This window comes from Macrococcus brunensis, assembly GCF_004359615.1.
Lineage (GTDB): Bacteria > Bacillota > Bacilli > Staphylococcales > Staphylococcaceae > Macrococcus > Macrococcus brunensis.
This window is the reverse complement of the sequence record NZ_SCWA01000007.1, coordinates 63,540-88,013: the sequence shown is the minus strand read 5'-3', so window position 1 is coordinate 88,013 and position 24,474 is coordinate 63,540. Positions and strand designations below refer to the sequence as shown.

The window sequence follows — 24,474 nt, the reverse complement described above, 5'->3', positions numbered from 1 at the left end:
CTGTTAAGATCTAACTTCATCAAGAAAACGCATGATGTGTTGACGATTGAAAACCACAAGTTTATGCTCAGTACCGTCTTTAGTGCTTACAAGAATCCCGTTAGGAACAAGACCTAATGTATTACGTTTAGAGACAGATGAAATGTCGTTGTAATAAATGAATGGATTGTGCTTCTGGATATTAAGTGCATGTGGTTTAAATTCAAAGCCGTCATCGTAGAAATGTAAGTTGCCGCCGATACTTTCGAATCCTTTGATATAGTTGGCTTTTACAGATTGACCTACATAGTTCATGAGACATGCCTCCCTTGATAGAATATATAGATTTAATATCATAGTGTAAATTAACTATAACATATTCATGATAATAATATTACTACCATAAAATTAAAAATCATAGTGGTAAAATATATCTGAATAATCGTAACTGTATGTCAAGGCGTGCAGTTTTGTTTGGTTATAAGACTTTAACGGGTACAATTAAGTCAAAAGGAGTGAGTGATATGACAAAACAGTTATTTGAGCCCCTGACATTGAAGAACGGGATTACGATTAAGAATCGTCTCTATAAAGGAGCGATGAGCGAGGCACTTGGGACAAAGGATTATGGTCCTACAGAAGAGCTCATTCATGTCTATCGTCGCTGGGCGCATGGCGGTATCGGTATGTCGCTCACCGGCAATGTCATGGTCGACAGCCGCTATTTAGGAGAACCGGGCAATGTCGTCATTGAAGATGAAAGACATTTAGAGATGTTGAAGAAATGGGCAGAAGCCGGCACTGAAGATGACAGTCATATCTGGATGCAGATTAACCATCCGGGTAAACAAAGTCCGAAGTCGATGACTAAGAAACCTGTGGCACCAAGTGCAGTGCCGATTACAGGACCGGCCGGCAGTGGTTTCAATGCACCACGGGCGATGACGATAGAAGAAATCAAGGATACTGTGCAGCGTTTTGTCACAACTGCTGAAGTAGCGAAGAAAGCAGGTTTTACAGGTGTACAAATTCATGGTGCACATGGCTATCTAGTGAGCCAGTTTCTTTCACCGCGTGATAATCAGCGCACAGATGAGTACGGCGGAACTTTAGAGAACCGTATGCGGTTTCTAGTAGAAGTCTACGAAGGAATGCGTGCTGCACTTGGCAAAGATTATCCGATCAGTCTGAAAATCAATTCCACTGACTTCAGGGAAGGCAGTTTCACTGAAGAAGAATCAACTGCAGTCATCAGACAGATGGCAGAACTCGGTATTGATTTAGTCGAAATCTCAGGTGGGGACTATGAGAAACCGAAAATGATGAGTGACGGTGAAGTCTATTTTCTGGATTATGCACAGAAAATCAGTCAAGAAGTTGATGTCCCGATAGCAGTCATCGGGGGCTTCCGTAAGAAGACAAGTATGGTAGATGCACTTGCACAGACTGATGTGGCCATGATCGGTATCGCTAGACCGCTCGTGCTGCGTCCGGATTTGCCCAATCGTCTGGCCAACGGCACTTATCGAGATATAGAGCTTCCGCGTCTGACAACAGGTATCAAGTTACTCGATCAGACACTTGGCGGTTTCTCAGGTCTGACTTATTATGAACAGCAGATCAGCCGTCTCGGTCGAGGGCTGCCGCCACTGAAGCATACCAATGCCTGGTCACCGATTTTCCATCTGATCAGAACACATGGACCCGCTGCTTTATCACCTAGACGACGCTAGTCATATGACAAGACGCGCAAAGTTAATTTGCGCGTCTTTTTTATCCGGTTTGCTCATTTTTATGTTTCACTATTAAGGTGAGCCAGTTCATATAAAACTGTCTGGCGTGATGTGACCACTGATTGACGGGTTGATTCGAGGGTAGATTATCCGGGAAATAATGGGCGGGAATATAGGCATTATTTTTCTGTGAGTCCCGGCTATATTCTTCTTTCAGTGTGTCAGTGTCGTATTCCAGATGCCCGAGCAGAAAAGTGTCATGTGAATCAGAGGTTGAGATGATATCAGGGCCCAGCTCATCATTAAAGGACAGAACTATGACTTCTGACTGAGTATCCAGTTCAACAGTAGCATGTCTGGACTGAGGCACTTGATAGAAAGGCACCAGGCCTTCTGTCAGCGGATGCTCCTGGGTTATATAATATGGATAGATACCTGATAATTTCTGCGGCAGCAGTTTTTTTTCGATGCCATAATAGTGATGAAGCGCGAAGAGAGCCCCCCAGCATATAAAAAGACGGTAAGGTATTGCCTGCAGCCGGTCAGTCAGTCGACGAAGTGTGCTGATATAACGGACTTCTTCGTAATCAAGGTGTTCGAGCGGTGCGCCTGTGATAATCAGACCATCAAACTGCTCAGGATTGACGTTATCTGCCGGTACATAATAAGACTGGCAGGCATAATAAGCAGGATTAACAGACTCTGGGTTATCGATATAAGCGAACGTGACCCTGATATCGACAGGGAGACTGTGAAATATCTGCAGCAGCTGCTGTTCAGCACGTTGTTTGTTCGGCATCAGATTGATGACTAAGAGGCGGATATCGCTATTATTCCCTGATGATTCATCCAGCTGCAGGTCACTCAGTGTTTCTGGATGGCAGTTAGTATGCGTGATCGTCATTTAAACGGCACTGAAGCCTTTCTCTAGGTCTTGGAGGATGTCATCAATATGCTCGATGCCGATAGAGATACGGATGGTTTCAGGTCTGACGCCACTTGCGAGTTGTTCCTCCGGCGTGAGCTGTGCATGAGTTGTTGAAGCTGGATGAATGATCAGTGACTTGGCATCACCGACATTGGCCAGCAGCGAAAACAGCTCGAGCGCTTCGATAAACTTACGACCGGCTTCATAGCCGCCTTTCAAGCCGAACGTGAAAATAGAGCCGGCACCTTTTGGCAGATATTTCTCTTTCAGTGCATAGTAAGGACTGCCTGACAGACCTGCATAGTCGACCCATTCAACTTGTGGATGCTGCTGCAGAAATGCTGCCACTTTCTCTGCGTTTGAAACGTGACGTTCCACACGGAGTGAGAGGGTCTCCAGCCCTTGTGCCAGCAGGAAAGCATTGAATGGTGAAAGCGCAGCGCCTGTATCACGCAGAAGAGTCGTTCTGATTTTCGCAGTGAAGGCGACGTCACCGAATGTTTCGTAGAACTTCAGGCCATGGTAGGAAGGATCAGGGTCGCTCAGTCCCTTGAATTTACCGTTGCCCCAGTTGAAATTGCCACCTTCTACAATGACACCGCCGATAGATGTCCCGTGGCCGCCGAGAAACTTGGTCGCTGAATGGACAACGATATTAGCACCATGATCAAATGGTCTGCAAAGATAGGGGGAAGCGAATGTATTATCTACAACGAGTGGAATATCATGTTTTTTGGCGATTGCAGCGAGAGTCTCGATATCTTCAATATGCCCCTCAGGATTGCCGATAGTCTCAACGAAAACTGCTTTTGTCTGCGGCAGGATTGAAGCCTCAACTTGTTCAGGACATTTAGTATCCACAAGCGAGACGTTGATACCGTATTTACGGAAAGTATGCGTCAGTAATGTATGAGTACCACCGTACAGACTGCTTGAAGCGACAATATGATCACCGCTTTCTGCCAGTGCCTGCAGGGCATAGGTGACCGCTGCCATACCTGAAGCAACAGCAAGTCCCGCAGTCCCTCCTTCAAGTGCAGCGACACGGCTTTCAAAAGCGGCTGTCGTCGGATTGGTCAGTCGTGAGTAGATATTCCCTGCTTCCTTTAAGCCGAACAGATTAGCCGCATGCTCAGTATCATCAAAAGTGAAGGAAGTCGTCTGATAGATAGGCAGTGCTCTAGCATTCGCATCATTTTTCTCAGGTAGACCGGCATGTAGCTGTAAAGTTTCGAACTGATAATTTGTCATAACTGAAAACCTCCTTGAAATAAAAAATACACTTATCCAGGAGGGGATAAGTGCATACGCACAGACTCATCTCTCAGGATATACCTGCTGGAATTAGCACCTTACTGAAAAGGTTGCCGGGTTTCATAGGGCCAGTCCCTCCACCACTCTGGATAAGCAGTATTTAATTAATCACTATCTTATACAGTCAGCAATTGAATGTCAATCACTTTTTGACAATATAAAATTTTCTGATTTCTTGTTGACGAGACTGAATGGTCTTTATATACTAGCGTTAATTTAATATTCTGAAAGCGAAAAAGAGAAATAGTAATGACAAGTTCTTTTCAACAGCGAGCTTCTGTAGGTGAAATGAAGCAAAAGACTTGTGATGAAAAATGGCCTCTTTGCTGCAAGCTGAAAGTGTGAACAAGTAAGTGATGTCCGAGAGTTGGCGCTCGTTATCAACGTCAAAGTATACTTCTGTGTACTTACTGAGGCTCAGTCAGTGATGGCTGCGCGAATAAAGGTGGTACCGTGGGCAATCCCTCACCCTTTACTAATAAGTAAAGGAGTGTGGGGTTTTTTAATTTGCTATGGAATATGACATGTTGAATTTAGATATAGAACTCAGTACAGAGACAATTAAAAATAACGGAGGAATGAACAATGACAGCAGATAAGACAGTACAACCGAAATTTGATTATGTGGGCAGCTTCCTGAGACCGGAGAATCTGAAAAAAGCACGCAGTCAATTTGAACAGGGTGAAATCACACAGCAACAGCTGACTGAAGTTGAAAATCAGGAAATCATCACACTGATCAGCAAGCTTGAAGAGCTAGGCTATACAACAGTGACTGACGGAGAGTTCAGAAGAAGCTACTGGCACCTGGATTTCTTCTTCGGTTTTAATGGGATTGAACGCCAGCTGCTGGAGCAGGGCTATCAGTTCCATAATGTTGAGACGAGAAAAGACAGCATCAAATTTGTCAGCAAGATTTCAGGTGAGAATCATCCATTCGTCGAACACTTCAAGTTTGTCCGGGACCATGCATCCAGCCATGTAACCGTTAGACAGACAATTCCGGCCCCTGCACAGCTGCTCGTTGAACTGACACGCCCAGGTGTCAAGGAGTCAGTAGAAGCCATTTACGATTCACGAGAAGCAGTGAAAGAAGATATTATCAAGACTTATAAGCAGGTGATTGATGATCTGTATAACGCAGGCCTCAAAGTTCTGCAGCTGGATGACTGTTCGTGGGGCATTCATCTTTCTGAGGAGACAGCGAAAAAAATTCATGGTGAAGGAAACGGCACTTCCATTCCGCTCGATGAACTGAAAGCAGAACTGCTTGACATCAATAACCGCGTCATTCATCAGGCACCGAGTGACCTTATCATCAACACACACGTCTGCCGGGGAAATTATCAGTCAGACTGGGCAAGTGAAGGACCGTATACAAAAGTAGCTGAAGAACTGTTCGGCAGGGAGGATGTACATGCTTACTATCTTGAGTATGATACAGAACGTGCAGGCGGCTTTGAACCCCTTGAGAAAGTCACTGGTGGTAAACACGTAGTCCTTGGGCTCATCACCTCCAAGTTTCCGGCTCTTGAAGACAAGGAAGAGGTCAAAGCACGTATTGATGAAGCAGCAAAGTATGTACCTGTCGAACGACTGAGCATCAGCCCGCAGTGCGGCTTCGCTTCAACAGAAGAAGGTAATCTGCTGTCAGAAGAAGAGCAGTGGGCAAAACTCAGATGGGTTAAGGAGATTGCGGAAGAATACTTTACAGAAGCGGGGAAATAAGACAGAGGGCATCTATAGGTGCCCTTCTATTATGTTTACTGTATAATTTTGATAAGGGAGTGGTGTGCGTGGAAATAATTTATCTGGCAGGCGGCTGTCTTTGGGGGGTACAGGCTTTTATTAAAACAATACTGGGTGTTATCACGACAGAAGCGGGCCGTGCGAACGGAACGAGTGATGTGCTGGATGGGCCATACGATGGCTATGCAGAGTGTGTAAAGACAATATTTAATCCTGAAGAAGTAACAGTAGAGACACTGCTTGAAAACCTATTTCTGATCATTGATCCTTACAGTGTCAATCAGCAGGGAATCGATGTCGGAGAGAAGTACCGGACAGGTGTCTATAGTGAAGATAACAGGCATCTTAAGATAGCGGCTGCATTTATAAAGGAGAGAAGAGACAGCGACCGGATAGCTGTTGAAGTCAGACCGCTCACTCATTATATTCCGAGTGCAGAAGAACATCAGGATCATCTGGATAAGTATCCGAATGATTACTGTCATATTCCTTCTGAGCTGCTGAACTTATATAAAAGGGAGGAAAAGAAATGATTGGAATAGCACTCTTATTTTTCATCGTCGGTCTCTTTATGCTGGCGGGTAAAGGCAGTTTTCTTGTGGCCGGCTACAATACGATGTCTGACGAACAGAAAGCGAAATATAACGGTAGACGTATCACACAGGCAACAGGTGTTATTGCTATATTATCAAGTGTCTACATGATGATGATTGAGTCTCTGCATATTAATTCAAACTGGCTGACTGCAGGATTTGTCATTGTTATTCTCCTGTACGCTGTTTTGATCAATAGACATCCTTTTTTTAAAAATCATATTGAAAATCAATGAGTTTTTGATTAGACTAGTAGATAGTCGCGCCTCCATAGTTAAGTGGTATAACACATCAATGGTAATGATGAATCCTCAGTTCGATTCTGGGTGGAGGCATAGTGCACCGAAGTCTGATCAGGCTTTGGTGTTTTTTTATGGCATCGCTGTAATAGAAGAGAAAGGATGAAGCATATGGCGGATATTAAATGTGCAGCTTTAGTCTATATCAAAGATGAGCAGCTGTTGTTAGTTAAAGTAAGAGAACTCGAGAAATATTATTTACCCGGCGGTAAGATTGAGGACGGAGAAGAACCACTGGCTGCTGTATTACGTGAAGTTCAAGAAGAGCTGAATGTAGAGCTTGAGCAGGATAAAGTCCATTATCTCGGCTGTGTTGAAGGCCCTGCTTATCCTCAGAATGCCACTGTATCACTCGAATGTTTTACGTATAAGGGCTCACTAGCTCAAGCAGTAGAGCATAACGAAATTACTGGATTACGCTATTTTGATCTTGCACACAGTGAAATGATTGCGCCCGCTGTTCTTGTGCTTATTGATAAACTGAACAGTCAGGAGCTTATATATGAGAAGTGAAGAAATTTTATTGCAACAGCTACCAGAGGAATTAAGGGGGCTAGTTGAAAGACAAGATGTTGAAAAAATAATTGGTTATTTCTTTGAGTATGATATTGAAGAACGTCGTATTGCTGATGCGCTGTCACGTTATGCGATTACTGCTGAGGAGGCAAACTTGCACCTCGTTGCTGCTGAAGTGTACAGCCTGTGTCTGCCTTATCTCGATGATGCATTTGAACTGGCCTTCTTTCATGAATGGCGTGCACTGGAGTTAACTGATTTTAGTGATAGAAAGATGATGGAGAATTTTCTTGAGAATAAAGAGCATCCTGATTTTGATATCATTCCAGCGAGTTATTATCACTATATAGAAGATAAGATAAAATAAAGAGCCGTTGGAGAGAATCCAATGGCTCTTTATTGATAAAAAATCATACTTTCTAGAAATCTTACTTTGAATCAATACCGATAGCCGCGCGTAACCCGCTGAAGATACATCCTCCCAGGAAAGTGCCTTCCAGTGCACCGTAACCATGTACACCTCCGCCGCCGAAGCCTGCGACTTCTCCGGCAGCATAGAGACCCTCTATCAGTTCTTCGTGCTGATTGAAGACCTGGCTGTTCAAGTCTGTCTGAATACCGCCGAGGGTTTTACGACTGATGATATGCAGTTTAACGGCGATCAGTTTGCGGCCGTCCAGAAACTTGTGCGGCTTTGCTGTCCTGATCAGCTTATCTCCCAGAAAATGTCTAGCACCGTTAATGAACGTAATCTGTGGGTCTTTACTGAAAGGATTATCAACCTGCAGATCACGCAGCTCAATCTGTTTCTTGATTGTCTCATAATCCAGTAAATTATTCCCAGCGAGGCTGTTCATCTCTGAGACTAAATCTCTTAAGTTATCTGCTTCAACAAAGTCCGCGCCGTCTGTCCGGAATTTCTCAACAGGACCAGTTGCATGACTCGATAGACGTTCTTTCAGAATCTGTCTGTAGTCTTTGCCGGTTAAGTCAGGGTTCTGCTCAGAACCTGATAAGACGAACTCTTTTTTAATGATATCCTCAGTCAGGATAAACCAGGAGTAGTCATAACCTGTTTTAGTGATTGATTCCAGTGTATGGAGGGTATCAAAGCCAGGGTAATCAGGAGCTGAGAATCGTCTACCTGTCGCGTCAAACCACATAGAAGAAGGGCCAGGAATAATACGGATACCGTGCTGCTTCCAGATGGGGCTGTGATTCTGAATGCCTTCTGTATAATGCCACATACGGTCTTTATTCACCAGACGGACGCCGGCATCCTCACTGATTTTCAGCATTTTGCCGTCTGTTGAATCGGGTACACCTTGAATCATATGTGCCGGTGCTTTTCCCAGTCTCTTCGGCCAGTTCTGTTTGATGAGTTCATGATTCGCACCGATTCCGCCCGTCGTTATAATTAAGTGCTCAACAGGCATCTCGAATGTATCAATCACTATGCGCGAAGACGGGGCGCCACGTTCTACATCACTCGGTTCTAAAATATTCCCTGAGATTCCCTGCACTTTATTATTTGCAATAACCAGATCTGTGACCTGATGTCTCGGCAGAAATTTAAACGACTTATGTGCAAGGCAGTAGTTGACGAAAGGTTCAATCAGGCCGGGGCCTGTCCCCCAGGTGATATGGAAACGAGGTACTGAATTGCCGTGACCCTCAGCACTTGAGCCGCCGCGTTCAGCCCAGCCGAGAACAGGTGCGAATTTAATGCCCATCGATTTCAGATACTTTTCTTTCTCAAAGCTTGCAAAGCGGATATAAGCTTCAGCCCATTTCACAGCCCATTTATCTTCATCATCTAATCTGTCAAAGCGTGCTGTTCCCATCCAGTCATTAAGGGCAAGTTCATATGAATCTTTGACCTGGAACTTGCGCTGCAGCCCCGAATTTACGAGAAAGAGACCGCCGAATGACCAGAATGCCTGTCCCCCTATTGCTTGAGCCGGTTCCTGATCAAGCATCGTGACTTGATGACCTCGTTTTAGAAGTTCAGCTGCAGCAACCAGCCCGCTTAAGCCTGCACCAATAATCGTTACTGTTTTCATCATAATGAAGCTCCTTTTTCTTTTCTTTATAGTTAGTATAAGTCAAATATTCGTATAGAAGTAATGTTTAAGTCAAAGTAGCTGGCATTAGTGTTGATCATAAGAGTTCATTATAATAAAAATTATATACTATAGAGCTGGAAGAGGTTAATCATATATGAAAGCTTACTTGCTGTTATCTATCATTATGATAGGCATCGCCATCATTTATCTGGTTCTCTCTCTATTGATGCCGACAAGCGTGCGGATTAATTCCGGCTTGATCTGCACCGCGTTGTCTGCCCTATTTTATCTAGTATACAGAATAGACCGGCCTTGAACTTACATTTGGATTCTATCAGATAGATTTGTTTTGCAAGACGATGAATTTCATTGTTAAAAGATTGCTTCTTCGTTTGCGTAAAAAAGAGAGCTGTGCTATATTTATAAAACGTAATTATTACGATTTGTAAATACAAAGGAGTTATTATGGCTAAAAAATCAAAAATCGCAAAAGAGAAGAAAAGACAAGCATTAGTTGAGCAGTACCGAGAAAAACGCGAGCAGCTGAAACATGAAGGAAACTACGCAGCGCTCGCAAAACTACCGAGAGATTCATCACCGACAAGACTAACAAGACGCTGTGAATTAACAGGCCGACCTAGAGGTGTCTATCGTAAATTCAAGCTGTCACGTATCGCCTTCCGTGAGCTGGCACATAAAGGCCAGATTCCCGGTGTTAAGAAATCAAGCTGGTAGATTTTCTCGTATTAATATTAAAACATACTGTTCGTACAAGACTTTTCAATATCGTTTTGTGGCAATCCCAGGCACTTTAACGTTGAATGATCAGACAGGTATCCTAATTTTTGAATCCGAAGAACTGGATGATATTACGGAGTCATTTGAAATCGATAAAATAGAGAAAGTAGAACTGTCTAAGTCATTGTTGAATGAAACATTAGCTATTTATTATAAGGGAGACTGGTATAAATGGACTTATTTTCTAGATGAGCATTATAAGGAAATTTATAGTCAGCTTGCAAAAAATAATATGTTGGCAATTTTCTGTACATTTTAAGAATGGTCATGTATAATTTATGTATAACAATTTAATAGATAGAGATGAGGCGCATCGATCATCAGTAAGTAAAGTCTGGAATCTGCAAATACTTTACTGAAAGGGTGAGATGCCGAAATGTATCAGTTCTTGCAGGGATTGATATGTTGGATCATTGAGTTAAGAGCTCTTGGTTTGTCATTATTTGAAAAATAATGGAGTGCATCACTTGTAAATAGAGTAAACAAGTTCATGCCATTATGAACTTGTTTTTTTGTTTTCAGATGCCGTGGGAGGATTTAATGTGACAAAGCGTAGTGTAATTAAGTTTGGTGGGACTTCAGTGGCGGATTTTACGAAGCTGAAGAATATTGCAGGATATCTGAAGAAGCGGACAGAGCAGGATGAGCAGCTGGTCGTCGTTGTTTCTGCAATGGGTAAGACGACTGATGAACTGCTGCGGAATGTAGATTTATTATCATCTGCTCCGAACGAGCAGGACTTAGCACTGCTCTTGACGACAGGTGAGCAGCAGACCATTTCCTATCTGTCGATCATCCTGAAAGAGCTCGATGTCCGGACACAGGCACTGACTGGTTTTCAGGCAGGTATCAGAACAAAGGGTCATCATCTGAAAAGTAAGATACTCAATATCAAGGAACAGAAATTTGAAGAGACATTCAGCAGCCATGATGTCATAGTTGTCGCAGGTTTCCAGGGGATGAATGAACTGGGTGAAATCACAACGCTTGGACGCGGGGGCAGTGATACGACAGCGGTTGCTATTGCCTCTGCACTCGATGTTTCATGTGAAATCTACACAGATGTGGCTGGTGTTTACGGAACGGATCCTCGTATCTTCCCGGCAAAGCGCCTAGATTACGTCAGCTATGAAGAGATGATGGAAATGAGCGCACTCGGAGCGGGTGTACTGGAAACTCGAAGCGTCGAGATTGCGAAGAACTATAACATTCCGATTTATTTAGGACAGACTTTATCAGATGAGAAGGGGACATGGATTATGGCACAGGAAGAGATTCTCGAGAAAAAAGCAGTCACAGGTGTGGCTCTAGATAAAGATATGGATTATGTGACGGTCAGCTATCCAATGAACGATAGTGAGCTATTAAAGAAACTATTCGAGTTACTTGAGAAGGAAGAAGTCAATATCGATATGATTTCACAGATTGTCAATATGGATGGTCTGCAGATTTCCTTTACGATGAAAGATACGGATGCGCAGCAGATCGATAAAATCTTCTCTGTATTAAAAGAGGAATATCCGTCGCTGAATTTCGTTATCCAAGAAGATTATGTCAAAGTATCAGTCATTGGTTCAGGCATGCGTGACATGTCAGGGGTCGCAAGTAAGGTCTTCATGACACTCTTGAATCACAATATTCCATTCTATCAGGTCACCACTTCGGAAATCAGCATCTCATATGTGGTCGATCAGGCGAATGGTCAGGAAGCTGTCAAACAATTATGTGCAGTCTTTGAACTGTAAATAACGGCTATTATATAGGAGGAATGGATAATGAAATTAGCAATCGTAGGTGCAACAGGACTTGTCGGCACAAAAATGATGGAAGTTGTGGAACACAGAAATATCCCTTTTGATGAACTGACATTATTCTCTTCCAGGAAATCAGCTGGCCAGCTCATCACTTTCAAAGGACAGACATATGAAGTGCAGGAGCTGACAGAAGAACGTGCAGCAGAACACTTCGATTATGTACTGATGAGTGCAGGAGGAAGCACTTCCCTCAGATTCTCACCGGTTTTTGAGCAAGCGGGTGCAGTTGTCATTGATAACTCCAGTGCTTTCCGTATACAGGAAGATATCGACCTCATTGTTCCTGAAGTGAACCGGCCGGTACTGAACCGCACCATCATTGCAAATCCGAACTGTTCAACGATTCAATCCGTTGTACCGCTTAAACCGCTCGCAGATCAATTCGGTTTAACACGTGTCGCTTACACGACTTACCAGGCAGTATCCGGTTCAGGTCTTGCTGGTCTGAATGATCTCCGTGAAGGTGCGAAAGGCGCGGCACCAGTAAACTATCCGCATCCGATTCATAATAATGTGCTGCCTCATATCGATGTCTTCGGGGAAGATGGATATACAAAAGAAGAAGTGAAAATGATTGAAGAGACGAAAAAAATCCTGAACTTACCGGATCTTCGCGTGACAGCGACATGTGTACGTGTTCCGGTTGAAGACAGCCATAGTGTGGCGATCAATGTCACGCTTGAAAAACCCGCAACAGTTGAAGAGCTAAGGGAAGTACTTAAGAACCAGCAAGGTGTAGTACTGATTGATGATGTAGAGAACAATCAGTATCCACTCGCTATTGATTCAACAGGACGTGACGAAGTGTTCGTTGGCCGTATCCGCGAGGACGAATCACTGGATAACACTTTCCATATCTGGTGTACAGCTGATAACCTCTTAAAAGGGGCAGCACTGAATGCGGTACAGATCTTAGAAGTATTACTAGCAGAAAGAGGTGAAGCGTAATGACATTATTCAGAGGAACAGCAGTTGCGATTACCACGCCTTTCAAGGAAGGTGCTGTGGACTATGAAACGTTTGAGCGCCATGTAGAATTTCTCATCGATAACGGCATGCAGTCCATTTTTGTCAACGGCACGACAGGCGAAGGTTCAACCTTGAATGAAGAAGAGAAACTTAAGCTGGTCGAACTGGCTGTCAAAGTATCAGATGGACGTGTACCGATTATCGTCGGTACAGGGTCCAATAACACAGCGGCAACGATTGAACATTCTCTCAAAGTAAAAGAAGCGGGTGCCGATGCGATTATGCTGATCACCCCTTACTATAACAAGACCAATCAGCGCGGTCTGATTGCTCACTTCACAGCGATTGCAGATGCGGTTGAACTGCCGGTCGTGCTCTATAATGTACCTGCACGTACCAATATGACGATTGAACCTGAGACAGTGAAGATATTAGGAGAGAACAAATATATCGTTGCATTAAAAGATGCAACAGGCGATATGAATTATCTGGAGCAGGTCAAAGAGCTCGGTATGGAAGATTTTGCACTTTACAGCGGTAATGACGACTCCATCATTCCTTTCTACGAACGTGGCGGTGATGGTGTTATCTCGGTAGTAGCGAATGCTGTGCCTGCTGAATTCCAGGCGATATATGAAACGTATGCATCTGATCCTGCGGAAGCACAGCGACTTTTCGATAAAGTCAGTCCGCTTATTGATGCACTCGGCATAGATGTCAACCCGATGCCGATTAAAGCGCTCGTCACTGAACTGGGTTACGCAAACGGAGAAGTCAGATTACCGCTTGTTCCTCTTGAAGCAGCTGACAGTAAAGTGATTCATGAAGCGTACAAAGCTTATAAAGGTGAAGCGTAATGAAGATATTACTTGTCGGTTACGGTGCGATGAACGAACGGGTGGCACGGATTGCTGAAGAACGGGGACATGAAATCGCAGGAGTGATCACGTTGTCGGATAAATCATATCCTTATCCGTCATACCAGGTAGATGCAGAATGGCCGGCAGCAGATGTCATCATCGACTTCTCAAATCCGGCATTGTCACTGCCAGTGATTGAAAAAGAGCATTCTATGCCGATAGTTATGGCGACAACAGGGCGTAAAGAAGAAATCATTGCGGCACTAGAAGCAGCTAGTCAGACAAAACCCGTCTTTTTCAGCGCCAATATGAGCTACGGCGTCCATATTCTTACTGAAATCATCAAATACAGTGTACCGCTCCTGCAGAATTTCGATATTGAACTGACTGAGAAACATCATCGTAAGAAAGTAGATGCACCGAGCGGTACTCTAGTGAAACTCTATGACGCTATCAAAGAAAAACGTGGGGCAACCACGCCAGTCTATGACCGTACAAAAGAGGACACAGCGCGAACTGATGAAGAAGTTGGTATCAGTGTGGTACGTGGCGGCACAATCGTCGGCGAGCATGAAGTGCTGTTCGCCGGTCATGATGAAACGATTCAGATTATACATCGCGCTCAGAGTAAAGATATTTTTGCGTCAGGCAGCATTGATGTTGCAGAGCAGTTAGTGAACAAAGAACCAGGTTACTATACATTCGATAACTTATAAAAAGGGGAATGATTATGACATTACAATCAGCACAGGAAATTATTCAATATATCAGCGACAGTGAAAAGAAAACACCTGTTAAGGTTTATGTGAACGGAGATTTTTCAGCGGTAACATTCCCGGAATCTTTAAAAGTATTTGGCTGTAAGTCTTCAAAAACGATTTTCGCTGACCTGAAAGACTGGGAAGCATTCTATGAAGAGAATAAACAACTTGTTACAGAAGTAGAAGTGGAATATGACCGCCGCAATTCAGCGATTCCGCTGATTGATCAGACGAAGATCAATGCACGTATTGAACCAGGTGCCTTTATCCGCGAACATGCGGAGATTCATGATGGTGCAGTCGTGATGATGGGTGCGACGATTAATATCGGTGCCGTTGTCGGCGCAGGTACAATGATCGATATGAATGCGACACTTGGCGGCCGTGCGACGACTGGTAAGAATGTCCACGTCGGTGCAGGTGCAGTGCTGGCAGGTGTTATTGAGCCGCCGAGCGCGGACCCTGTCGTCATTGAAGATGACGTACTGATTGGCGCGAATGCTGTCATTCTTGAAGGTGTACGTGTCGGCAAAGGTGCAGTCGTCGCAGCAGGTGCGATTGTCACTGAAGATGTACCGGCCGGTGCTGTTGTGGCAGGCACTCCTGCGCGCGTCATCAAACAGGCGCACGAAGTGGAAAGCTCTAAAATTGAGATTGTACAGGCATTAAGAAAACTGAACGACTAAACGAGGTGAAGGTAATGGAACATGAATATGTCAAGAAGACGAGACGCTGGCTGCATCAGCATCCGGAACTAAGCATGCAGGAGTTTGAGACGACCGCATTTATCAAGCGTGAACTGGACGTATTAGGCATCCCCTATGATACGCCACTTGCGACAGGTGTAGTCGCTTATCTCGAAGGAACGGCAGAGCGAGCAATTGCTTTCCGCGCAGATATCGATGCACTGCCGATCCACGAGGAGAACGAAGTCGACTATCGTTCTGAAGTGGACAATGTCATGCATGCCTGTGGTCATGATGGTCATACAACGATGCTGCTCGCATTTGCAGGACGTGTCAAGAAACTGTATGATGCCGGTCAGTTAGCGTCTACTGTCTATTTCATCTTCCAGCCTTCAGAAGAAACAGAAGCAGGTGCCAATCAGCTGCTGAAAGCTTATACGTTCAAGAAGAAACCTTCCTATATATTTGGTTTTCATATGATGCCGGACAATGCAGAGGGAGAAATACTATCAAAGCCTGGACCGATTACAGCGAGTGCAACAGAATATCGCTTCTTTATTAAAGGTTTGTCAGCCCACGTTGCGAATAAGGAACAAGGTCATTCAGCGGGTGAGGCACTGACATTTGTACTGACGCAGGTCGCACAGATTCAGCAGTTCCATCTGCCGGGTCTTAGACATAATATCGTTCATATCGGTCAGTTTCATGCTGGGGAAGCCATTAACACAGTACCGTCAAACGGTTATCTTGAAGGGACTATCCGCACATATCATGCAGATGACCTGGCAGTCGTCAAAGAACAGATGATGAAGATAGCTGAAGCATGTACAACCCTGACAGGTGCTCAGGTAGAAGTGAAATTCTCTGACGGCTATCCATCCACATATAATCATGAAGAAGCCTATGCCTTTATGAAGTCAGCGAGTGAAGACACGTCGCTCCAGTTCATTGAAAAGGACGAACCTTATCTTTTCGGTGAAGACTTTGCCTTCTATGGTGATGTAGCACCAACAGCTTTTGCCTTTCTAGGCTGTCGTAATGTCGATAAGCATTTTGTCACGGGTCTCCATACTCCAACATTAAACTTTGACGAACAGGTGCTACTAGGAGGCATTGATCTCTTCAGTGCAATTTTAACAAGATTTGAGGCGGTACAATGACGGCAACCTGGACACTTGATTCTCAAGTATTCAAAGACAATATTAAGCACGTTATGCAAGGACAGCCGGTGATGGCAGTTGTTAAGAATAATGCCTATCATTATGGACTGGACTTTGCTGTAGAAGCTTTCATGTCAGCAGGCATTGATACGTTCAGTACGACGGTGCTGCATGAAGCAGTCCGCGTGCGTGAACTTGCGCCAGACGCGACTGTCTTTCTGATGAATCCGTCAACAGAATTTGACGTGCTGAAAGCAAACAGTATTCATATGACACTGCCTTCACTTGACTTCTATATGACTCACCAGAAAGACCTTGCAGGCATCAACGTTCATCTGGAATTTGAGAATCTGCTGCACCGTTCTGGTTTTAAGACATTCGATGAGATGAAGCAGGTCATTGAACTGAATCAAGAGCAGGGAGAAGAACATCAGATGAAGATAGTCGGTATCTGGACCCACTTCGGTTACGCTGATGAGTTTGAAGTCCCTGATTATGATATTGAGAAAGAGGCGTGGCTGAATGGTCTTGAAGATATGCTTACGCTTTATCATTTTGACTATATCCATGCGCAGAACAGTGCGAGCTTTGTCCGCGATGGTCTTTTTGATCAGCATACACATGCGCGTCCTGGCATCATTCTATATGGCAGCAGACCTTATTCAAGTCTGAGCACTGATGTGACGGTTCAATCACTGACTGTCAGCGCGAATGTCATTCAGATCCGTACGCTCGAAGCGGGTGAATCTGCCGGCTACAGCTTTGCTTATACAGCAGATAAAAGGTCACGTATTGCCGTCATTGATATCGGCTACGGAGACGGCATCTTAAGAACGCGCAGTAAACATGACTGTGTCATCAATGGCAGACGTTACCCAATCCGTGCACTGATGATGAGCCACTTATTTGTCGAAGTGGACGAAGCAGTGAAGCCAGGAGACACGGTCATTCTCTACAGCAACGATATCCGGATTGATGAACATACATTTAAGGGTGTCGGCGCGAACTCAGAACAGCTCAGTGCGCTGAATCATCATTCACTGAAAAAGGAGATTATTTAAATGACATTACAATATATTAATAACGAACTGACGATGCATGGTCATAAACTGACAGACATCGCAAAAGAATATGGCACTCCTCTTTTCGTCTATGATGAAACGATGATCTGCGAGCAGTGCAGAAGATTCCACTCTGCTCTAGCGAAGTCAAGACTGAACTACACGATATCTTACGCCTCAAAAGCATTCTCAGCTATTCAGCTTTTCAATCTGATGGCTGAAGAAAATATGGGTCTCGATGTTGTCAGTGAAGGGGAACTCTATACAGCTCTTAAGTCACAGGTTGACCCGGCGCGTATTCATTTCCACGGCAATAATAAGACTGATCAGGAAATCCGTTACGCCATTGAGTCAGGTGTTGAATACTTTGTCATTGATAGTCTTGATGAGATTGAGCGCATCGACAGACTGGCGACGAAACAAGTGAAAGCGGTCCTGCGCATCAATCCAGGTGTTGAAGCTCATACACATGAGTTCATTCAGACAGGTCAGGAAGACAGTAAGTTCGGCCTCAGTATCAAGAAAGGGCTAGCACTGGAAGGCGTACGCAAAATTGAAGCGGCCGAGAATATCGACTTTATGGGTGTTCATTTCCATATCGGTTCACAGATATTTGAATCTACAGGGACAGTCGAGACCGTCAAGCTGGTTATTGAGTGGCTGAAAGAGAATGACATTGAAATTCAAGTGCTGAATATCGGTGGCGGCTTCAGTATCAAATATACGGATGAAGACGTCAGCTATCCGATTGAAGAAGGAATCCAGACAATCACCGATGCGCTGAAAACAGCTTGCGAGACCTTCGATTATCACGTGCCGGAACTGTCACTGGAGCCTGGGCGTTCTATTGTCGGTGAAGCAGGTATCACGTTGTACGAAGTCGGCAATATCAAGGAAATTCCTGATACGAATTATTATGTCTCAATTGACGGCGGCATGAGTGATCATATCCGTACAGCGTTGTATGATGCGAAATACGAACTGCGCCTCGTCAACCGTGAGGAAGCACATGATAAGATGATGACAATCGCCGGTAAGCTCTGTGAATCAGGTGATATTATCCGTCGAGATATCAGGCTGCCATCTAGTATCCAGACAGGTGACCTGCTGACGGTACTTTCTACGGGTGCTTATCACTACAGTATGAGCTCTAACTATAACCAGATGCTGAAACCTGCTGTCGTCTTCGTGTCAGAGGAAGGTGTCAGACCGGTCATCCGTCGTCAGACACTTGAGCAGCTCGTTCAGAACGATATCATCTAGGAAGGTTATGATTAAATGGAACACCGATTTAATGAGCGGGTGACGGATCTGAAAATCCCGGGTACACGCCAGTTTTCAAATAAAGTAAGCGAATATGATAATGGTATCAATCTGACACTTGGCCAGTCCGGTTTCGATGCACCTGACTTTATCAGACAGGCGATGACAGAGGTGATTGATGATGGCAAGTTACGATATACGCATAATAAAGGTCTGATTGAACTCCGTAGAGCGATAGCAGACTATACGAAAAAGCGATTCAGCGTCAGTTATGATCCTGAGACAGAAATCATTGTGACAAACGGCGGATCTGAAGCTATCGATAGTGTCTTCAGAGCGATAGTGGCGCCTGGCGATGAAGTCATTATTCCGGCGCCGGCATATGCTGGATACGAACCGATTATCCATCTGCTCGGGGCGAAAGCTGTTTATGTCGATACAACTAAGACGCATTTTGTACCGACGAAAGCAGCAATTGAAGCAGCAATTACTGATCGCACGAAAGCAGTACTCTTCAACTATCCGAGCAATCCGACAGGCACAACCATGACACAGGCACAGATTGCAGAACTGGTCAGCCTGCTGAAAGACAAGGATATCTTCATCATTACAGATGAGATCTATTCTGAGAACGTTTATTCAGGGAAGCATCACTCTTTTATGGAGTTTCCTGAAGTACGTGATCAGCTCTTTGTCATCAATGGCCTCTCTAAATCGCATGCGATCACAGGTGCGCGTATCGGCTATATCTTAGCACCGCCATTTGCGACTGAGCAGGTGACGAAAGTCCATCTCTATAACACTATCTGCGCAGCAACTCCTTCACAGTACGGCGCCATTGCTGCATTGACACATCCGGAAACACCAGCCATGCTTGAAAAAATGAACAGAGCCTATATTGAAAGACGTGATTATCTCTATAAACGTCTGACAGAAATGGGACTGCCCGTCGAACTGCCGACAGGTGCGTTCTACATCTTACCGGATATTTCTGCATATAATAAAGATTCGTTCCAGTTTGCGACTGACTTACTGGAAGCGGAGCAAGTCGCAGTTGTACCTGGCGCAGCTTTTACCCCATACGGTGAAGGCCACATCCGATTGTCATTTGCGAGTACAATGGAAGAAATCGAAGAAGGCTGCGCGCGACTGGAGAGGTTTCTGAGGAACTGCATAACGAAAAGCAATTAATTGTCTCCCTTTGTGGAGACTTTTTTATTTAAATTAATAGTCAAAAAAGGTCAATAAAATTTTTGACCTTTTTTGACCTTTTTTATATAATAAGTATATCAAAGGTAATAGGAACCTTTGAAGAAACAATTACAACTGAATATTAGGAGGAATAAGTTATGAATAACTCATTTTTCAACAATGATTTTGATGCATTATTTAACAGTATGTTCAACGATATGAACCCTATAAAATCTAATCCATATACGAAGAAACGTTATTATATTAATGGTCAGGAAGTGACTCCTGAGCAACTTGCAGCTCTTCAGCAGCAAGGCTACCCGTTCACAGAAGATGGGAAACAGCAATCAGCACAACAGCTGTCAGCAGATGGTATTTTAGGCAGACTCGGTCGCAATTTAACAGCAGAAGCAAGACAAGGCAAGCTTGATCCAGTTATTGGCCGTGATAAAGAAATCCAGGATACAGCCGAAGTATTAAGCCGCCGTATCAAGAACAATCCAATTCTGGTCGGTGAAGCAGGGGTCGGTAAGACAGCTATCGTCGAAGGGCTGGCACAGGAGATTGTAAAAGGAAATGTGCCTGCTTCTATAAAGGATAAGGAAATCTTCTCGCTTGATATCTCAGCACTTGAAGCAGGAACACAGTACCGCGGTGCATTCGAGGAAAACGTCCAGAAATTACTGGATGAAGTGAAATCACATGGTAACATCGTCTTATTCCTGGATGAGATTCATCAGATGATCGGTGCAGGTTCAACTGGCGGTGACTCAGGCAGTAAAGGTCTGTCAGATATCATCAAACCGGCACTCAGCCGCGGTGAAATTTCAGTCATTGGTGCGACAACTCAGGATGAATACCGCAACACCATCCTAAAAGACGCGGCGTTATCACGTCGGTTCAATGAAGTGGTGGTCAACGAGCCTTCTAGAGAAGATGCGCTTGAAATCTTAAAAGGAATTAAAGAAAACTACGAGAAACACCACAATGTTGACATTCCGGACGAAGCATTAAAAGCAGCGATTGATTTATCGGTGCAATATATCCCGCAGCGTACATTACCGGATAAAGCGATTGATTTAATGGATATCACAGCTGCTCACGTCTCTGCAGCTTATACCGCAGTAGATAAAGTGGAAGCTGAGAAAGAAATCGAAGAATTAACGAAACAAAAAGAAGAAGCAGTACAAAAAGAAGATTACGAAAAAGCAAGCAGCATTCAATCACAGATTAAAGATCTGAACGATAAAATCGATGCTGCGCATGATAATAACAAGAATTCAGTGACAGTTGATGAAGTCGCTGCAACTATTGAACGTCTGACAGGAATTCCGGTCTCTAAGATGGATAGTGATGACCTTGAACGTCTGAAAAACATTCAGTCACGTTTGGAGGAGAAAATCATCGGTCAGGATGATGCAGTGAAAGCAGTAGCTCGCGCTATCAGACGGAACCGCGCCGGCTTTGATGAAGGTAATCGCCCGATCGACAGCTTCTTATTCGTCGGACCGACCGGCGTCGGTAAGACAGAACTGGCGAAACAGCTTGCAGTTGACCTATTCGGTCACAAAGATTCACTCATTAGACTGGATATGAGTGAATATATGGACCAGACAGCTGTCTCTAAGATGATTGGGACAACAGCAGGTTATGTCGGCTATGATGACAACTCAAATACACTTACTGAAAAAGTCAGACGAAATCCATACTCAGTCATTCTGTTGGATGAAATCGAGAAAGCAAATCCGCAGATTCTGACACTGCTGCTGCAAGTGTTAGATGACGGTAAACTGACTGATGGTCAAGGTAATGTCGTCAACTTCAAGAACACCATCATCATTGCGACCTCCAACGCTGGATTCGGTGATGGACAGGAAGCAGACAGAGAAAGTATCTTCGACGACCTGAAGCACTTCTTCCGTCCGGAATTCCTCAACCGCTTTAATGCGATTGTTGAATTCAAGCACTTGAATAAAGAAGACTTGAAAAAGATTGTCGAATTGATGCTTACGGACGTGCAGCATACGCTGGATAAAAAAGAAATTACGATGAACATCACGGACGAAGCGAAAAACTGGCTCATTGAACAAGGATACGACGAAAAACTTGGCGCAAGACCACTACGCCGCGTCGTTGAACAGCACATCAGAGATATGATTACAGACTATTATCTGGATAATCCGGAAGTCGGCGAAGTGAATATTGATGATAAAGATGGAAAACTAGAAATCAATGTGTAATCAAAGGCAGCTCACTAAGGCTGCTTTTTTGATGCATATAAAAAGTAGTTAATCGTTGAAAAAATATTTATAATATAGATATTAGAGGAGGGATATGATGGAACTGAAGATCAAGACACTGCAGGAACTCTCGCCGCAAGAGGTCCTCTCAATCATTGAAGCACGAGTGAATACTTTCATCGTAGAACAAGGGGGGCATTATGGCGACGTCGATCAGCACGATCGTACTTGTCTGCATCTTTATCTGGAGGAAGACAATCATATCAAAGCTTACACGCGTATTATTGAAGAGGAGGACTGTGTCAGGTTCGGGCGTGTGCTCGTCGTCAAACAGTATCGTAAGCAGAAGCTGGGACGTAAGATTGTGACTCTGACGATTGAAGAGATTAAGAAACGCTATCCTGGTAAAACCATTAAGATTATTGCTCAGGCTTATCTGAAAGAATTCTATGAATCATTTGGATTTGTGGCTCAGTCAGAAGTCTATGAGCATCATAATATCCCGCATATTGATATGCAGTTATAACAGTCTCCTGACAGGCAGACTGTTTTTTTGTATATGCTGATATCACATGGTATAGTTAAACCATCACGTAATGGTTTGGAGGGATGAGATTGGGAAGGACTTACTGAAAATCGGTGAACTTGCACGTCTTACAGGCGTGACGAATCGGACGATTGATTATTATACAAACATGCAAATACTCGAATTTGAGCGTACTGCATCGAATTACAGAATGTATGACGTCACGATGGTAGAGCGTGTTCATCAGATTGAAGAACTGAAAGCACGAGGTAAGCATCTCAATGAAATCCGTCAGATCATTATACCTGAAGGTAGCGATGTACAGTCGCAGATCAAAACACTTGAACAGGATATCAAGCACATCATAGAATCTGATAATCTGGAACAGATTAAGCAGCTCGCAATGAAAGACCTGGCAGTCGTGAAAGCACTGCTATTATTATTACATTAACGGAGGATTTATTTGGAAACGTTTATAAACTTAATAATATTTACAATACTCATCATACTGACGGCCTTTTTTGTGGCGACAGAGTTCGCTATCGTTAAAGTCAGACATTCGCGTCTGAGTCAGCTTGTCGCTGAAGGAAAGCCGGGGTCACAGACTGCACAGAAAGTGGTCAACCAGCTTGATGAATATTTAAGTGCTTGTCAGCTAGGTATAACTATCACGGCATTAGGTATCGGTATGGTGGGTGAGAAGACCTTCGAATTTATACTGAATCCTTTCTTCACAGCACTCGGTATTCCTCACGGCTGGATACATGCTTTTACAATTGCCGGCGCATTTGTTATTGCGACATTCCTGCACGTCGTAGTCGGTGAACTTGCGCCTAAAACGATAGCGATTCAGAAAGCAGAAGCGGTCACACTGATGTTCAGCAAACCGATTATGTTCTTCTACCGCATTCTGTACCCGTTCATCTGGATATTGAATGGTTCAGCGCGTTTGCTTATCAGACTTATCGGTATCAAGCCGGTCAGCGAGCATGAGATGACGCACAGTGAAGAAGAACTGCGTCTCTTGTTATCTGACAGCTATCAGTCAGGTGAAATTGATATCGAAGAACTGAATGTCATCAATAATGTCTTTGAATTTGATGACAAAGTTGCCCGGGAAATTATGACACCACGTAATGAAATAATCGCTTTTGATGCTGCAACGAGCATGGCAGAAGTGCTCAGAACAGTAGCTGAAGAACGCTATTCCCGTTATCCTGTCTATGAAGGGGATAAAGACCAGATTGTCGGCTTTATTCATATGAAGGACTTCATCAAGTTCACGATGATGGACAAGGAAAGTGTCATGAAATGCAGACTGAGCGATTATATTAATCCAGTAATCCGTGATATTGAGTCCGTCTCGCTGAACAGTCTGCTGCAGAAGATGCGTCAGAAAAGCATCCATCTGGCTGTACTGATGGATGAGTACGGCGGGACGAGCGGGATTGTGACGATTGAAGATATCATAGAGGAACTGGTCGGCGAAATCCGTGATGAACATGATGAAGAAGAACCAGAACGAATCGTTCAAATAGCAGACAATCACTATAAAGTTCATTCAAGTGCGGCAATCAATGATATTGAGAGATTACTGAATATCACCATTGAACGTAACTCCATCGATACGATGGGCGGCTGGATGGCGACACATGCCGACAAAGTAGATGAGATCTTCCATGAAGGTTATATGTTCCGTGTGCTGGACAGAGAAAATCACCAGATTAATTCGATTGAAATATATGAACCTCAGAATATAGTCATTGAATAAAAATCATTCTCCTCATATAGAGGAGGATTTTTTTATGACATCTTTAATGGTAAAATATCAATAAAACGGTTAAGAGGGAATATTATAGTGATTATTGGTGATAAAGTAGAGCTAAGAGCAGCGAATGACAAGCTGTTAAAAGTACTGTATTACTAGAAATATGAAGAGGACAAGCAAGAAGCGGATAAATGGAACGG

At 43.9% G+C, this 24,474-nt stretch carries 25 protein-coding genes, 1 tRNA gene and 2 riboswitches; of the genes, 22 read left to right on the top strand and 4 right to left on the bottom strand.

Annotated elements, in window-relative coordinates; all coding sequences use genetic code 11:
- Nucleotides 1-3: 3 nt before the first annotated feature.
- A complete protein-coding gene (locus ERX27_RS05320; RefSeq protein WP_133431800.1) occupies nucleotides 4-294 on the bottom strand; it encodes a PH domain-containing protein in 291 nt (96 codons plus the stop codon).
- Nucleotides 295-503: 209 nt separating this feature from the next.
- Here ERX27_RS05320 and ERX27_RS05315 point away from each other — a divergent pair, with 209 nt between their 5' ends.
- Entirely contained in the window at nucleotides 504-1,712 is a 1,209-nt protein-coding gene (locus ERX27_RS05315; RefSeq protein WP_133431799.1) for an NADH:flavin oxidoreductase/NADH oxidase family protein, read from the top strand.
- A 40-nt stretch (nucleotides 1,713-1,752) separates the two neighbouring features.
- Here ERX27_RS05315 and ERX27_RS05310 read toward each other — a convergent pair whose 3' ends face one another.
- Nucleotides 1,753-2,616, bottom strand: coding sequence for a homoserine O-acetyltransferase/O-succinyltransferase family protein (locus ERX27_RS05310; RefSeq protein WP_133431798.1), 864 nt, complete (start codon nucleotides 2,614-2,616; stop codon nucleotides 1,753-1,755).
- Nucleotides 2,617-3,891, bottom strand: a complete 1,275-nt coding sequence (locus ERX27_RS05305; RefSeq protein WP_133431797.1) for an O-acetylhomoserine aminocarboxypropyltransferase/cysteine synthase family protein — start codon at nucleotides 3,889-3,891, stop codon at nucleotides 2,617-2,619.
- 63 nt (nucleotides 3,892-3,954) lie between these two features.
- A riboswitch (SAM riboswitch) is annotated at nucleotides 3,955-4,050 on the bottom strand.
- A 489-nt stretch (nucleotides 4,051-4,539) separates the two neighbouring features.
- On the opposite strand from ERX27_RS05305, the gene ERX27_RS05300 reads away from it, so the two are divergent.
- The 6 genes from ERX27_RS05300 (at nucleotide 4,540) to ERX27_RS05275 (ending at nucleotide 7,478) form a co-directional block, all read left to right on the top strand.
- The gene (locus ERX27_RS05300; RefSeq protein ID WP_133431796.1) at nucleotides 4,540-5,682 is read left to right on the top strand and encodes a 5-methyltetrahydropteroyltriglutamate--homocysteine S-methyltransferase; all 1,143 of its coding nucleotides are present in this window, start codon (nucleotides 4,540-4,542) and stop codon (nucleotides 5,680-5,682) included.
- Between the two features lie 68 nt (nucleotides 5,683-5,750).
- The gene (locus tag ERX27_RS05295) at nucleotides 5,751-6,236 is read left to right on the top strand and encodes a peptide-methionine (S)-S-oxide reductase (protein WP_133431795.1); all 486 of its coding nucleotides are present in this window, start codon (nucleotides 5,751-5,753) and stop codon (nucleotides 6,234-6,236) included.
- Entirely contained in the window at nucleotides 6,233-6,532 is a 300-nt protein-coding gene (locus ERX27_RS05290) for a DUF3784 domain-containing protein (protein WP_133431794.1), read from the top strand. Before ERX27_RS05295 ends, ERX27_RS05290 begins: the two co-directional genes overlap by 4 nt.
- A 28-nt stretch (nucleotides 6,533-6,560) precedes the next feature.
- Nucleotides 6,561-6,631, top strand: a tRNA-Thr gene (locus tag ERX27_RS05285).
- 75 nt (nucleotides 6,632-6,706) lie between these two features.
- Complete coding sequence (locus tag ERX27_RS05280; RefSeq protein ID WP_165983098.1) at nucleotides 6,707-7,108, top strand: NUDIX hydrolase; 402 nt, start codon at nucleotides 6,707-6,709, stop codon at nucleotides 7,106-7,108.
- Nucleotides 7,098-7,478 (top strand): hypothetical protein, encoded by a 381-nt coding sequence (locus ERX27_RS05275; RefSeq protein ID WP_133431792.1) that lies wholly within the window; start codon nucleotides 7,098-7,100, stop codon nucleotides 7,476-7,478. Before ERX27_RS05280 ends, ERX27_RS05275 begins: the two co-directional genes overlap by 11 nt.
- A 61-nt stretch (nucleotides 7,479-7,539) precedes the next feature.
- On the opposite strand, the gene ERX27_RS05270 is transcribed toward ERX27_RS05275, so the two are convergent.
- Nucleotides 7,540-9,177 (bottom strand): FAD-binding dehydrogenase, encoded by a 1,638-nt coding sequence (locus ERX27_RS05270; RefSeq protein WP_133431791.1) that lies wholly within the window; start codon nucleotides 9,175-9,177, stop codon nucleotides 7,540-7,542.
- A gap of 465 nt (nucleotides 9,178-9,642) precedes the next feature.
- Between ERX27_RS05270 and rpsN the strand changes: the two genes are divergently transcribed.
- From rpsN to ERX27_RS05200, 15 genes are all read left to right on the top strand, one after another.
- Nucleotides 9,643-9,912: a 30S ribosomal protein S14 gene (rpsN, locus tag ERX27_RS05265; protein ID WP_133431790.1), complete on the top strand. Its 270-nt coding sequence runs from the start codon at nucleotides 9,643-9,645 to the stop codon at nucleotides 9,910-9,912.
- Complete coding sequence (locus tag ERX27_RS11390) at nucleotides 9,890-10,234, top strand: hypothetical protein (RefSeq protein ID WP_165983097.1); 345 nt, start codon at nucleotides 9,890-9,892, stop codon at nucleotides 10,232-10,234. The genes rpsN and ERX27_RS11390 overlap by 23 nt, the downstream gene beginning before the upstream one ends.
- A 36-nt stretch (nucleotides 10,235-10,270) precedes the next feature.
- Nucleotides 10,271-10,447, top strand: a riboswitch (Lysine riboswitch).
- 70 nt (nucleotides 10,448-10,517) lie between these two features.
- Nucleotides 10,518-11,720: an aspartate kinase gene (locus tag ERX27_RS05260; protein ID WP_133431789.1), complete on the top strand. Its 1,203-nt coding sequence runs from the start codon at nucleotides 10,518-10,520 to the stop codon at nucleotides 11,718-11,720.
- Between the two features lie 27 nt (nucleotides 11,721-11,747).
- Nucleotides 11,748-12,737 (top strand): aspartate-semialdehyde dehydrogenase, encoded by a 990-nt coding sequence (locus tag ERX27_RS05255; protein WP_133431788.1) that lies wholly within the window; start codon nucleotides 11,748-11,750, stop codon nucleotides 12,735-12,737.
- On the top strand, nucleotides 12,737-13,615 hold the full coding sequence (gene dapA / locus ERX27_RS05250) for a 4-hydroxy-tetrahydrodipicolinate synthase (protein WP_133431787.1): 879 nt from the start codon (nucleotides 12,737-12,739) through the stop codon (nucleotides 13,613-13,615). The genes ERX27_RS05255 and dapA overlap by 1 nt, the downstream gene beginning before the upstream one ends.
- Nucleotides 13,615-14,334 (top strand): 4-hydroxy-tetrahydrodipicolinate reductase, encoded by a 720-nt coding sequence (dapB, locus tag ERX27_RS05245; RefSeq protein WP_133431786.1) that lies wholly within the window; start codon nucleotides 13,615-13,617, stop codon nucleotides 14,332-14,334. The genes dapA and dapB overlap by 1 nt, the downstream gene beginning before the upstream one ends.
- A gap of 14 nt (nucleotides 14,335-14,348) precedes the next feature.
- Nucleotides 14,349-15,065, top strand: a complete 717-nt coding sequence (dapD, locus tag ERX27_RS05240) for a 2,3,4,5-tetrahydropyridine-2,6-dicarboxylate N-acetyltransferase (RefSeq protein WP_424960612.1) — start codon at nucleotides 14,349-14,351, stop codon at nucleotides 15,063-15,065.
- A gap of 14 nt (nucleotides 15,066-15,079) precedes the next feature.
- Complete coding sequence (locus ERX27_RS05235) at nucleotides 15,080-16,225, top strand: M20 metallopeptidase family protein (RefSeq protein WP_133431784.1); 1,146 nt, start codon at nucleotides 15,080-15,082, stop codon at nucleotides 16,223-16,225.
- Nucleotides 16,222-17,286 (top strand): alanine racemase, encoded by a 1,065-nt coding sequence (locus tag ERX27_RS05230; protein ID WP_133431783.1) that lies wholly within the window; start codon nucleotides 16,222-16,224, stop codon nucleotides 17,284-17,286. The genes ERX27_RS05235 and ERX27_RS05230 overlap by 4 nt, the downstream gene beginning before the upstream one ends.
- Nucleotides 17,287-18,549 (top strand): diaminopimelate decarboxylase, encoded by a 1,263-nt coding sequence (gene lysA, locus ERX27_RS05225; protein WP_133431782.1) that lies wholly within the window; start codon nucleotides 17,287-17,289, stop codon nucleotides 18,547-18,549.
- A gap of 15 nt (nucleotides 18,550-18,564) precedes the next feature.
- Nucleotides 18,565-19,740, top strand: a complete 1,176-nt coding sequence (locus tag ERX27_RS05220) for an aminotransferase class I/II-fold pyridoxal phosphate-dependent enzyme (protein ID WP_133431781.1) — start codon at nucleotides 18,565-18,567, stop codon at nucleotides 19,738-19,740.
- A 158-nt stretch (nucleotides 19,741-19,898) separates the two neighbouring features.
- Nucleotides 19,899-21,980 (top strand): ATP-dependent Clp protease ATP-binding subunit, encoded by a 2,082-nt coding sequence (locus tag ERX27_RS05215; protein WP_133431780.1) that lies wholly within the window; start codon nucleotides 19,899-19,901, stop codon nucleotides 21,978-21,980.
- 97 nt (nucleotides 21,981-22,077) lie between these two features.
- Nucleotides 22,078-22,506: a GNAT family N-acetyltransferase gene (locus tag ERX27_RS05210; protein WP_133431779.1), complete on the top strand. Its 429-nt coding sequence runs from the start codon at nucleotides 22,078-22,080 to the stop codon at nucleotides 22,504-22,506.
- 70 nt (nucleotides 22,507-22,576) lie between these two features.
- The gene (locus tag ERX27_RS05205) at nucleotides 22,577-22,957 is read left to right on the top strand and encodes a MerR family transcriptional regulator (protein ID WP_133431778.1); all 381 of its coding nucleotides are present in this window, start codon (nucleotides 22,577-22,579) and stop codon (nucleotides 22,955-22,957) included.
- Nucleotides 22,958-22,969: 12 nt separating this feature from the next.
- Entirely contained in the window at nucleotides 22,970-24,277 is a 1,308-nt protein-coding gene (locus tag ERX27_RS05200; protein WP_133431777.1) for a hemolysin family protein, read from the top strand.
- Nucleotides 24,278-24,474: the final 197 nt, after the last annotated feature.

Excerpts from the sequence above, each read along its gene's own strand:
- ERX27_RS05235 (WP_133431784.1), top strand. The coding sequence starts at position 15,080 with ATGGAACATGAATATGTCAAGAAGACGAGACGCTGGCTGCATCAGCAT.
- ERX27_RS05270 (WP_133431791.1), bottom strand. The coding sequence starts at position 9,177 with ATGATGAAAACAGTAACGATTATTGGTGCAGGCTTAAGCGGGCTGGTT.
- ERX27_RS05205 (WP_133431778.1), top strand. The coding sequence starts at position 22,577 with ATGGTTTGGAGGGATGAGATTGGGAAGGACTTACTGAAAATCGGTGAA.
- ERX27_RS05305 (WP_133431797.1), bottom strand. The coding sequence starts at position 3,891 with ATGACAAATTATCAGTTCGAAACTTTACAGCTACATGCCGGTCTACCT.
- ERX27_RS05320 (WP_133431800.1), bottom strand. The coding sequence starts at position 294 with ATGAACTATGTAGGTCAATCTGTAAAAGCCAACTATATCAAAGGATTC.
- ERX27_RS05290 (WP_133431794.1), top strand. The coding sequence starts at position 6,233 with ATGATTGGAATAGCACTCTTATTTTTCATCGTCGGTCTCTTTATGCTG.
- ERX27_RS05275 (WP_133431792.1), top strand. The coding sequence starts at position 7,098 with ATGAGAAGTGAAGAAATTTTATTGCAACAGCTACCAGAGGAATTAAGG.
- dapA (WP_133431787.1), top strand. The coding sequence starts at position 12,737 with ATGACATTATTCAGAGGAACAGCAGTTGCGATTACCACGCCTTTCAAG.
- ERX27_RS05220 (WP_133431781.1), top strand. The coding sequence starts at position 18,565 with ATGGAACACCGATTTAATGAGCGGGTGACGGATCTGAAAATCCCGGGT.
- ERX27_RS05315 (WP_133431799.1), top strand. The coding sequence starts at position 504 with ATGACAAAACAGTTATTTGAGCCCCTGACATTGAAGAACGGGATTACG.
- ERX27_RS05215 (WP_133431780.1), top strand. The coding sequence starts at position 19,899 with ATGAATAACTCATTTTTCAACAATGATTTTGATGCATTATTTAACAGT.
- rpsN (WP_133431790.1), top strand. The coding sequence starts at position 9,643 with ATGGCTAAAAAATCAAAAATCGCAAAAGAGAAGAAAAGACAAGCATTA.
- dapB (WP_133431786.1), top strand. The coding sequence starts at position 13,615 with ATGAAGATATTACTTGTCGGTTACGGTGCGATGAACGAACGGGTGGCA.
- ERX27_RS05210 (WP_133431779.1), top strand. The coding sequence starts at position 22,078 with ATGGAACTGAAGATCAAGACACTGCAGGAACTCTCGCCGCAAGAGGTC.
- dapD (WP_424960612.1), top strand. The coding sequence starts at position 14,349 with ATGACATTACAATCAGCACAGGAAATTATTCAATATATCAGCGACAGT.
- lysA (WP_133431782.1), top strand. The coding sequence starts at position 17,287 with ATGACATTACAATATATTAATAACGAACTGACGATGCATGGTCATAAA.
- ERX27_RS05230 (WP_133431783.1), top strand. The coding sequence starts at position 16,222 with ATGACGGCAACCTGGACACTTGATTCTCAAGTATTCAAAGACAATATT.
- ERX27_RS05300 (WP_133431796.1), top strand. The coding sequence starts at position 4,540 with ATGACAGCAGATAAGACAGTACAACCGAAATTTGATTATGTGGGCAGC.
- ERX27_RS05310 (WP_133431798.1), bottom strand. The coding sequence starts at position 2,616 with ATGACGATCACGCATACTAACTGCCATCCAGAAACACTGAGTGACCTG.
- ERX27_RS05280 (WP_165983098.1), top strand. The coding sequence starts at position 6,707 with ATGGCGGATATTAAATGTGCAGCTTTAGTCTATATCAAAGATGAGCAG.